The 7,990-nt window shown below is 70.2% G+C and carries 7 protein-coding genes and 1 pseudogene; 6 read left to right on the forward strand and 2 right to left on the reverse strand.

Annotation, left to right across the window (positions count from 1 at the left end; genetic code table 11):
- Positions 1-206 precede the first annotated feature (206 nt).
- From fabG to acs, 4 genes are all read left to right on the forward strand, one after another.
- Positions 207-977: a 3-oxoacyl-ACP reductase FabG gene (gene fabG, locus KDH83_RS15460; protein WP_212317372.1), complete on the forward strand. Its 771-nt coding sequence runs from the start codon at positions 207-209 to the stop codon at positions 975-977.
- Positions 978-1,054: 77 nt separating this feature from the next.
- Entirely contained in the window at positions 1,055-2,476 is a 1,422-nt protein-coding gene (locus KDH83_RS15465) for an APC family permease (RefSeq protein ID WP_212317374.1), read from the forward strand.
- A gap of 48 nt (positions 2,477-2,524) precedes the next feature.
- On the forward strand, positions 2,525-3,847 hold the full coding sequence (locus tag KDH83_RS15470; protein WP_212317376.1) for an aspartate aminotransferase family protein: 1,323 nt from the start codon (positions 2,525-2,527) through the stop codon (positions 3,845-3,847).
- Between the two features lie 187 nt (positions 3,848-4,034).
- Positions 4,035-5,933 carry an acetate--CoA ligase gene (gene acs, locus KDH83_RS15475; RefSeq protein WP_249205135.1) on the forward strand — a complete coding sequence of 633 codons (1,899 nt, stop codon included), beginning with the start codon at positions 4,035-4,037 and terminating at the stop codon, positions 5,931-5,933.
- Positions 5,934-5,958: 25 nt separating this feature from the next.
- On the opposite strand, the gene KDH83_RS15480 is transcribed toward acs, so the two are convergent.
- A complete protein-coding gene (locus KDH83_RS15480; RefSeq protein ID WP_103274683.1) occupies positions 5,959-6,309 on the reverse strand; it encodes a DUF86 domain-containing protein in 351 nt (116 codons plus the stop codon).
- Entirely contained in the window at positions 6,306-6,596 is a 291-nt protein-coding gene (locus KDH83_RS15485; RefSeq protein WP_212317387.1) for a nucleotidyltransferase family protein, read from the reverse strand. The genes KDH83_RS15480 and KDH83_RS15485 overlap by 4 nt, the downstream gene beginning before the upstream one ends.
- Positions 6,597-6,743: 147 nt before the next feature.
- Here KDH83_RS15485 and imuA point away from each other — a divergent pair, with 147 nt between their 5' ends.
- Positions 6,744-7,442: a translesion DNA synthesis-associated protein ImuA gene (gene imuA, locus KDH83_RS15490; RefSeq protein WP_212317398.1), complete on the forward strand. Its 699-nt coding sequence runs from the start codon at positions 6,744-6,746 to the stop codon at positions 7,440-7,442.
- A pseudogene (locus KDH83_RS32555) lies at positions 7,375-7,990 on the forward strand (DNA polymerase Y family protein); the annotation flags it as partial. The gene imuA and the pseudogene KDH83_RS32555, both read left to right, overlap by 68 nt.

The following is a 7,990-nucleotide window of genomic DNA, read 5'->3' on the forward strand; positions in this document are numbered from 1 at the left end:
TGGCGTCGTTGCAAATCCTCGTGATACCTACGGGTATCACTGCGGTTTGCGCCTAGCCCTGACGCCTATGGATGAATTTCGTCATGCGCACGTACCTACGGGACAGCACACTAGGCGTCGCGCCCGATCAAGCAATTGTCCCGGCAGGTCAAGCGCGCGCGGCGGCGCCGGCGCAAGATGGGGCTCCATCCAACAAGGAGCCCGCCATGTTTGCTTCCATCCAGGGAAAAGTCGCCGTGGTGACCGGCGCCAGCCGGGGCATCGGCAAGGGCATCGCCGAAGTCCTGGCCGAACATGGCGCCCGCGTGGCCGTGATGGCGCGCTCGCGCGACGCGGCCCAGGCCTGCGCCGACGCGCTCGTCGCCGCCGGCGGCCAGGCGCGCGGCTATGCCGCGGACGTCGGCGACCGCACCTCGATGGACGCCGCCGCGCGCGCCGTGGCGCAGGACCATGGCGGCATCGACATCGTCTGCGCCAACGCCGGCATCTTCCCCAGCGCGTCGCTGGAAGAGATCGACGGGCCGGCCTGGGACCTGGTGCTGAACACCAATGCGCGCGGCGCGCTCTACACCGTGCAGGCCTGTCTGCCCTGGCTGAAGCAGGCCGAAGCGGGCCGCGTGATCCTGACCTCGTCGATCACCGGCCCCGTCACCGGCTATCCGGGCTGGGCGCACTACGCGGCCAGCAAGGCGGCGCAGCTGGGTTTCATGCGCACCGCCGCGCTGGAACTGGCGCGCCACGGCATCACGATCAACGCGGTCCTGCCCGGCAACGTACTCACCGAGGGCCTGAACGAGATGGGCGCGGACTACCTGGAACAGATGACGCGCTCGGTGCCGCTGCGGCGCCTGGGCAGCGTGCGCGACATCGGTTGGGCGACGCTGTTCCTGGCCTCGCGCGAGGCCGGTTTCATCACCGGGCAGACGCTGGTGGTCGATGGCGGCCAGACCCTGCCCGAAAGCGTGGCGGCGCTGTAGCCCGCCGCCCTTGCCAGGCCCGGCAGCCGCTCATCGCCCCCTGGTGCCCTCCCTATCCGCATCCGCACGGAGATCCCATGCCGCCCACCATGGATCCGGCGTCCGCCGACGCCGAGCACGATGTCTCGCAGTACGGTTATGTGCAAGAGCTGGACCGCAGCATGAACGTCTGGCAGCTCACCGCGTTCGGCCTGAACTACATGGTGCCGATCGCGCCGGCGATCATCTTCGGCATCCTGCTCAAGCTGTCCGGCGGCACCGTCGCCCTGCCCTATCTGCTGGCCGGCGTGGCCATGCTGTTCACCGCCTTCAGCTACGCGGTGATGGTGCGCAACTTCCCGCTGGCCGGCTCGGTCTACAACTACGTCGGCCGGGGCTGCAACCCGTACTTCGGCTTCCTGTCCGGCTGGGTGCTGACGCTGGACTACATCCTCATCCCCACCGTCACCGCGTCCAGCTCCGCCTATTTCGCGCAGCAGTACCTGCCGGGCGTGCCCTACTGGGTGCTGCTGGGCGTGTTCTCCGTCGGCACCGGCATGGTCAACCTGTTCGGCGTGCAGCTCATGTCCCGGCTCGGACTGGGGCTGCTGGTGTTCGGCGAACTGGTGGTCTGGTCCTCCATCGTGGTGTGGGGCCGCGCGGTGGCCGTGGACGGCGCCGGCGCTGGCACGCTGCTGAGCGCGCAGCCGTTCCAGTTCGACAGCGTCTCCAGCCTGGCGGCCGCCACCTCGCTGGCCATCTTCAGCTTCCTGGGCTTTGACGCCATCACCACGCTGGCCGAGGAAACCCGTCGGCCCAAGCGCGACATTCCCCGCGCCATCTACTGGTGCGTGGGCATCGGCACGCTGACGATGTTCGCCTGCGGCTACGTGGCCATGCTGGCCATCCCCGACTGGCGCCAGCACATCGGCGACGAGGCCTGGCTCAATACCACGCTGTTCCAGGTGTCGCGCGCCACCGGCGGCGAAGCCTTCAGCGTGTTCTTCACGGTCGGCTACCTGACCGCGCTGGGCGTGTTCAACGTGGTCGCCACCGCCGCTGGCGCCCGCCTGCTGTTCGGCATGGGCCGGGACGAGCTGCTGCCGCGCGCGGTCTTCGCCCGCGTCAACCGGCGCTGGCGCACGCCGCACTGGAGCATCCTGCTGATCTGCGCCATCGAGTTCGCGCTCGGCAACTTCGCCAACATGGAAACGCTGTCCAACCTGGTCAACTACGGCGCGATGTTCGCCTTCGCCGCGCTCAACATCTCGGTCGTCTGGCTGTACTACGTGCGCGGCGGCGGCGAGCTGGCCGACGGCAGCCGCGTCCGGCCGCAAGGCGCGCAGCACCTGCGCTACCTGCTGCTGCCCGCCGTCGGGCTGGTCATCATCCTCTACGTGTGGGCGCACATGGACACGCTGGCCCAGATCCTCGGCACCGTCTGGCTGGCCGCCGGCATCGCCTACCTGCTGGCCAAGACGCGCGTCTTCCAGCGGCTGCCTCCGGCGCTCGACCTGTGAACCCCCGCTCTTCTTCCCCGCTGCTTCCCCTCATTGTGGAGACCTGGCATGTCCGCTGACAGCATGCTCGCGCTGAACACCTACGACCCCGCCTCGGCCGCCGTCGCCGACCCGACCATCCGAGGCCTGATCGAACGCCGCCAGCGGATCTTCGGCGCCGCGGTGCCGCTCTTCTACGAAGATCCGGTCCACATCACCCGCGCCGAAGGCGTCTGGCTGTACGACCACGAAGACCGCGCCTACCTGGACGCCTACAACAACGTGCCCTCGGTCGGACATTGCCATCCGCGCGTCGTCGACGCCGTGGCGCGCCAGGCCGCGCAGCTGAACACGCACACGCGCTACCTGTCCGAAGTGGTCTACGCCTATGCCGAAAGACTGCTCGCGACCTTTCCCGAGGCCCTGTCCAACCTGCTCTTCACCAGCAGCGGCACCGAAAGCGTGGACCTGGCCCTGCGCATGGCGCGCTATCACACGGGCGGCGCCGGCTTCATCGTGACGCGTTTCGCCTATCACGGCCATTCCACCGCCGTGGCCGAGATCACGCCCGCCTTCGGCCCCGGCGTGCCGCTGGGCGTCCATGTGCGCACGGTGCCCGCGCCCCTGCCGGGCCGCAACGGCGAAGACGTGGGCCAGGCCTTCGCCGCCGGCATCGAGCAGGCCATCGCCGACCTGCGCCGGCACGGCATCCGCTTCGCCGGCGCGATCTTCGATTCGATCTTTTCCAGCGACGGGCTGTACGCCGACCCGCCCGGCTTCCTGCGCGCGGCGGCCGAGACCGTGCGACGCCATGGCGGCGTCTACATCGCCGACGAGGTGCAGCCGGGCTTCGGCCGCACCGGCGCCGGCATGTGGGGCTTCAGCCGCCACGGCATCACGCCCGACCTGGTGGTGATGGGCAAGCCCATGGGCAACGGCATGCCGATAGCGGCCGTGGTCGCGCGGCCCGAGCTGATGGCCTCGTTCTCCGAGCGCTCGGGCTACTTCAACACCTTCGGCGGCAACACGGTCTGCTGCGCCGCCGCCTCGGCGGTGCTGGACGTGCTGCAGGACGAGCGGCTGGTCGAGCGTTCCGCCCAGGTCGGCCAGTATTTGAAAGACGGCTTCGAACGCCTGCAACGCGCCGACGCGCGCATTGGCGACGTGCGCGGCGCGGGCCTGTACCTGGGCGTCGAGATCGTCGACCAGGCGGGCGCGCCCGACACGCGCGAGGCGCTGCGCCTGGTGAACGGCCTGCGCCAGCGCCGCATCCTGGTCAGCACCTGCGCCGCCGCCGGCAACGTGCTGAAGATCCGCCCGCCCCTGCCGTTCTCGACCGAGCATTGCGACCTGCTGCTGGACGCGGCCGGACAGCTGCTGGCCGCCGGCTGAACCCTCACGCAACGGCGCCGGGCGGCCACACGCGCGGACGCCAGACACCAGGAGATCGGACATGAAGCACGCCACCGCCCGCGACAGCGGCCCCGATGCAGTCCCGGCCTCGCCCGCCGGCGCCAGCGCGGCGCAGGCACTGATCGCGCCCGCGCCCCGCATCGCGGCCGCCGCCAACGTCGCCGGCATGGATGCCTACCGCGCGCTGGTCGACGAGGCCGAACGGGACAACCAGGGATTCTGGGCGCGCCTGGCGCGCGAGACGCTGGCTTGGCGCAAGCCGTTCACCCAGGTGCTGGACGATACCCATGCGCCCTTCTACCGCTGGTTCGGCGACGGCCGGCTCAATGCGTCCTTCAATTGCCTGGATCGGCACGTCGCCAGCGGCCTGGGCGAGCGCGCCGCCATACGCTTCGAGGCCGACGACGGCGCAGTCACCACGATCAGCTACCGCGCCCTGCTGGCGCGCGTCTGCCAGTTGGCCAACGCCATGAAGGCCTGCGGCATCCAGCGCGGCGACCGGGTGGCGATCTACCTGCCCATGTCGGTCGAGGCCATCGTCGCGATGCAGGCCTGCAACCGGATCGGCGCGATCCACTCGGTGGTCTTCGGCGGCTTCTCGGCCAAGTCGCTGAACGAACGCATCGTCGACATCGGCGCCAGCCTGCTGATCACCGCGGACGAGCAGGTGCGCGGCGGCAAGACGCTGCCGCTCAAGCGCATCGCCGACGAAGCCCTGGCCCTGGGCGGCTGCGATGGCGTGCGCCGCGTGTTCGTGTACCGCCGCACCGGCGCCGGGATCGACTGGGACGCGGCGCGCGACGCCTGGCTGCACGAGGCCGCCGGCGCCCAGCCCGAACACTGCGAGCCCGAATGGGTGGACGCGGAGCATCCGCTGTTCGTGCTCTATACCTCCGGCTCCACCGGCAAGCCCAAGGGCGTGCAGCACGCCACGGCCGGCTATCTGCTGTGGGCCGCGCAGACCTTGCGCTGGACCTTCGACCTGAAGCCCGACGACGTATTCTGGTGCACCGCCGACATCGGCTGGATCACCGGCCACACCTACGTCGCCTACGCCCCGCTGCTATGCGGCACGACCCAGGTCGTCTATGAAGGCCTGCCCACGCACCCCGATCCGGGCCGCTTCTGGCGCATGATCGACCGGCACCGGGTGTCCATCTTCTACACCGCGCCGACCGCGATCCGCGCGCTGATCAAGGGCGCGCACGAACATCCGCAGGCGCATCCCCGGCACTACAGCCTGGACACATTGCGCGTGCTCGGCACGGCCGGCGAGCCCATCAATCCGACGGTCTGGCGCTGGTATCACGAGGAAGTCGGCAAGGGCCGCTGCGCGGTCGTCGACACCTGGTGGCAGACCGAGACCGGCGGCCCGCTGATCGCTCCGCTGCCCGGCGCCACCCCGCTCGCGCCCGGATCCTGCACGCTGCCCCTGCCCGGCATCGGCGCGCGCATCGTCGACGAGACCGGCCGCGAGACGCCGGACGGGCAAGGCGGCTCGCTGGTATTCACGCGTCCCTGGCCCTCCATGCTACGCACCCTCTGGGGCGACGACGCGCGCTTCCTGCAGACCTATTTCCCGGCCGAGCTCGGCGGCAAGACCTACCTGGCCGGCGACGGCGCGCTGCGAGACCCGGCCACCGGCTACTACACGATCACGGGCCGGATCGACGACGTGCTGAACGTGTCCGGGCACCGCCTGGGCACCATGGCGGTCGAGTCGGCGCTGGTCGCGCACCCGGAAGTGGCCGAGGCCGCCGTGGTCGGCCGCCACGACGAGCTGACCGGCGAGGCCATCGTCGCCTTCGTCGTGCCCAAGGGCGGCCCGCCCGACGACGCGGCCGCCGCGCGGATCTCCGCCGAGCTGCGCGCCTGGATCGCGCGCGAGATCGGCCCCATCGCCAAGCCCAGGGAGATTCGCTACGCCGGCAGCCTGCCCAAGACGCGCTCCGGCAAGATCATGCGCCGCCTGCTGCGCGCGATCGCCAACGACGATCCGATCACGCAGGACATTTCCACGCTGGAGAATCCGGCGGCGATCGAGCAGCTCAGGAGGATCGGATAGGGGCGCGTCAGTAAATAGAGACGCGTCAGGAAAGTTCGTCCGGCCCCGGCAAATCTGCCAGCAGCGCCGGCAACGCCGTCCGCACGGTTTCCCATACCACATCCAGATTGATATCGAAATAACCGTGCGCGATACGGTTGCGCATCCCACGCATGCTGCGCCAAGGCACATCCGGCTGGGCCAGGACGAAATCGGCGTGACGGTCCATGATCTTCGTGGCCGCCTCGCCAATGATGACCAGGCTCATGATGACGGCTTGCTGGGTGCGTCTGTCCGCAAGGAAATCGCTCTTGGTCATTCCCTGTACGAAACTACGGGCGTCGACCGCAGCCTGGCGGATATGGTCCAGGTAGTCGGACAAGCGATTCACGCTCATACCGGCCGCGCTTCCGCAAGCACCTGTTCGCGGAATGCCACAGGCAAATCCGCCGGCGTCAGCAGATCGACGTGGATGCCGAGCAACATCTCCAGCTCATCCTGCAGGCCGCCCAGGTCAAACAGCGTGGCGCCGGGCAACGCGTCGACCAGTAAATCCAGATCGCTGCCTTCCTGGTCGGTGCCGTACAACGCCGAGCCGAAGACGCGCACGTTCTCGGTGCGGTAGCGGCTTGCCGCCTCGCGTACCGCGCTTCGCTTCAAATCGAGCACTAGGGATGGTCGCATGGTCTGTTACTCGTCGGATTCCTAGGGATCATAGGCAATCGGCCATCCAGATTCAATCGCATCAGGTTACGCCTGGCCGGCGTCATATGCTGTATATTTATACAGTAATAAACAGCAACCAGCCACGTCCCCTTCGGCCACCCCGCCATGCAGTCCCCCGAACGCATCCATCCCGCCTTGTGGCGCGCCACCCAGCTGGCGCGCGGGGCGGCGCGCTGCCTGCCGACCGGACATGCGGCGCTGTCGGCCGAGCTGCCGGATGGCGGCTGGCCGATGGGCAGCCTGGTCGAGCTGCTGTCCCCGCATCCCGGCGTGGGCGAGATCCGCCTGCTGCGCCCGGCCCTGTCCCAGCTGGAGACGCGGCGTCCGATCGCGCTGGTGCAGCCGCCGCACGCGCCCAATATCGTCAGCTGGATGAGCTGGCGGCTGGATCCCCGGCAACTGCTCTGGGTCTGTCCTGAAAAGCCGGCGGACGCGCTCTGGGCCGCCGAGCAGATCCTCAGGAACGGCAGCTGCGGCGCCCTGCTCTGCTGGCTGCCCCAGGTCCGCCCCGAATCGCTGCGCCGGCTGCACCTGGCGGCCCAGGCCAGCGACCTGCTGTTCGTCGCCCTGCGTCCGTCTGCCGCCGCCGCCCACGCCACGCCCGCCCCCTTGCGGCTGGCGCTGGCGCCCGCGCCGGGCGGACTGTCCGTCCATATCCTCAAGCGCCGGGGGCCTGCCTGCGACACGCCGCTGCACGTGGGCCTGGAGCCCGGCGCCTTCGAAACACCCACCCGCCATGCGCCTCTGGATCGCCGTCTGCCTGCGCTGCCTGCCGCTGGACGCCATACGCCCGCACTGGCCTGACGACGCCCAGGCGTACGCCGTGCTGGAACAGGAGCGCGTGATCGCCCTGACCCCGGCCGCGCGCCTTGCGGGCGTGCGGATGGACATGCGCCGCGCCGGCGCCGCCGCCATCGCGCCCCAGGTCGAGCTGCTGCCGCGCAGTCCGCAGGCCGAGGCCGACGCGCTGCAGGGCGCCGCGCTGGCCCTGCTGCAATACACGCCCGAGGTCGCGCTGGCCGACGAGGCCACCGTGCTGCTGGGCGTGGGCGCCAGCCTGCAATTCTTCCGGGGCCCGCGCGCGCTGGCGCGCCGAGTCGCCGCCACGTTGCGGGCGCTGGACTTGCGGGTATCGCTGGGCATGGCGCCCACCGCCGCCGGCGCCTGGCTGCTGGCGCAGCGCCGCGAACGGCGCGCCTGCAGGCGGGTGCTGACCCTGCCCACGCTCGTTCGCAGGCTCGACGCGCTGCCGCTGGCCCTGCTGCCCCCGGCGCGGCCGCGCCTGGACTGGCTGCAGGACATCGGCTGCGCCACGCTGGGCGACCTGCCCGCCCTGCCCCGCGCCCGCCCGC

The sequence above is a fragment of the Achromobacter sp. Marseille-Q0513 genome (assembly GCF_018195695.1).
GTDB lineage: Bacteria > Pseudomonadota > Gammaproteobacteria > Burkholderiales > Burkholderiaceae_B > Achromobacter.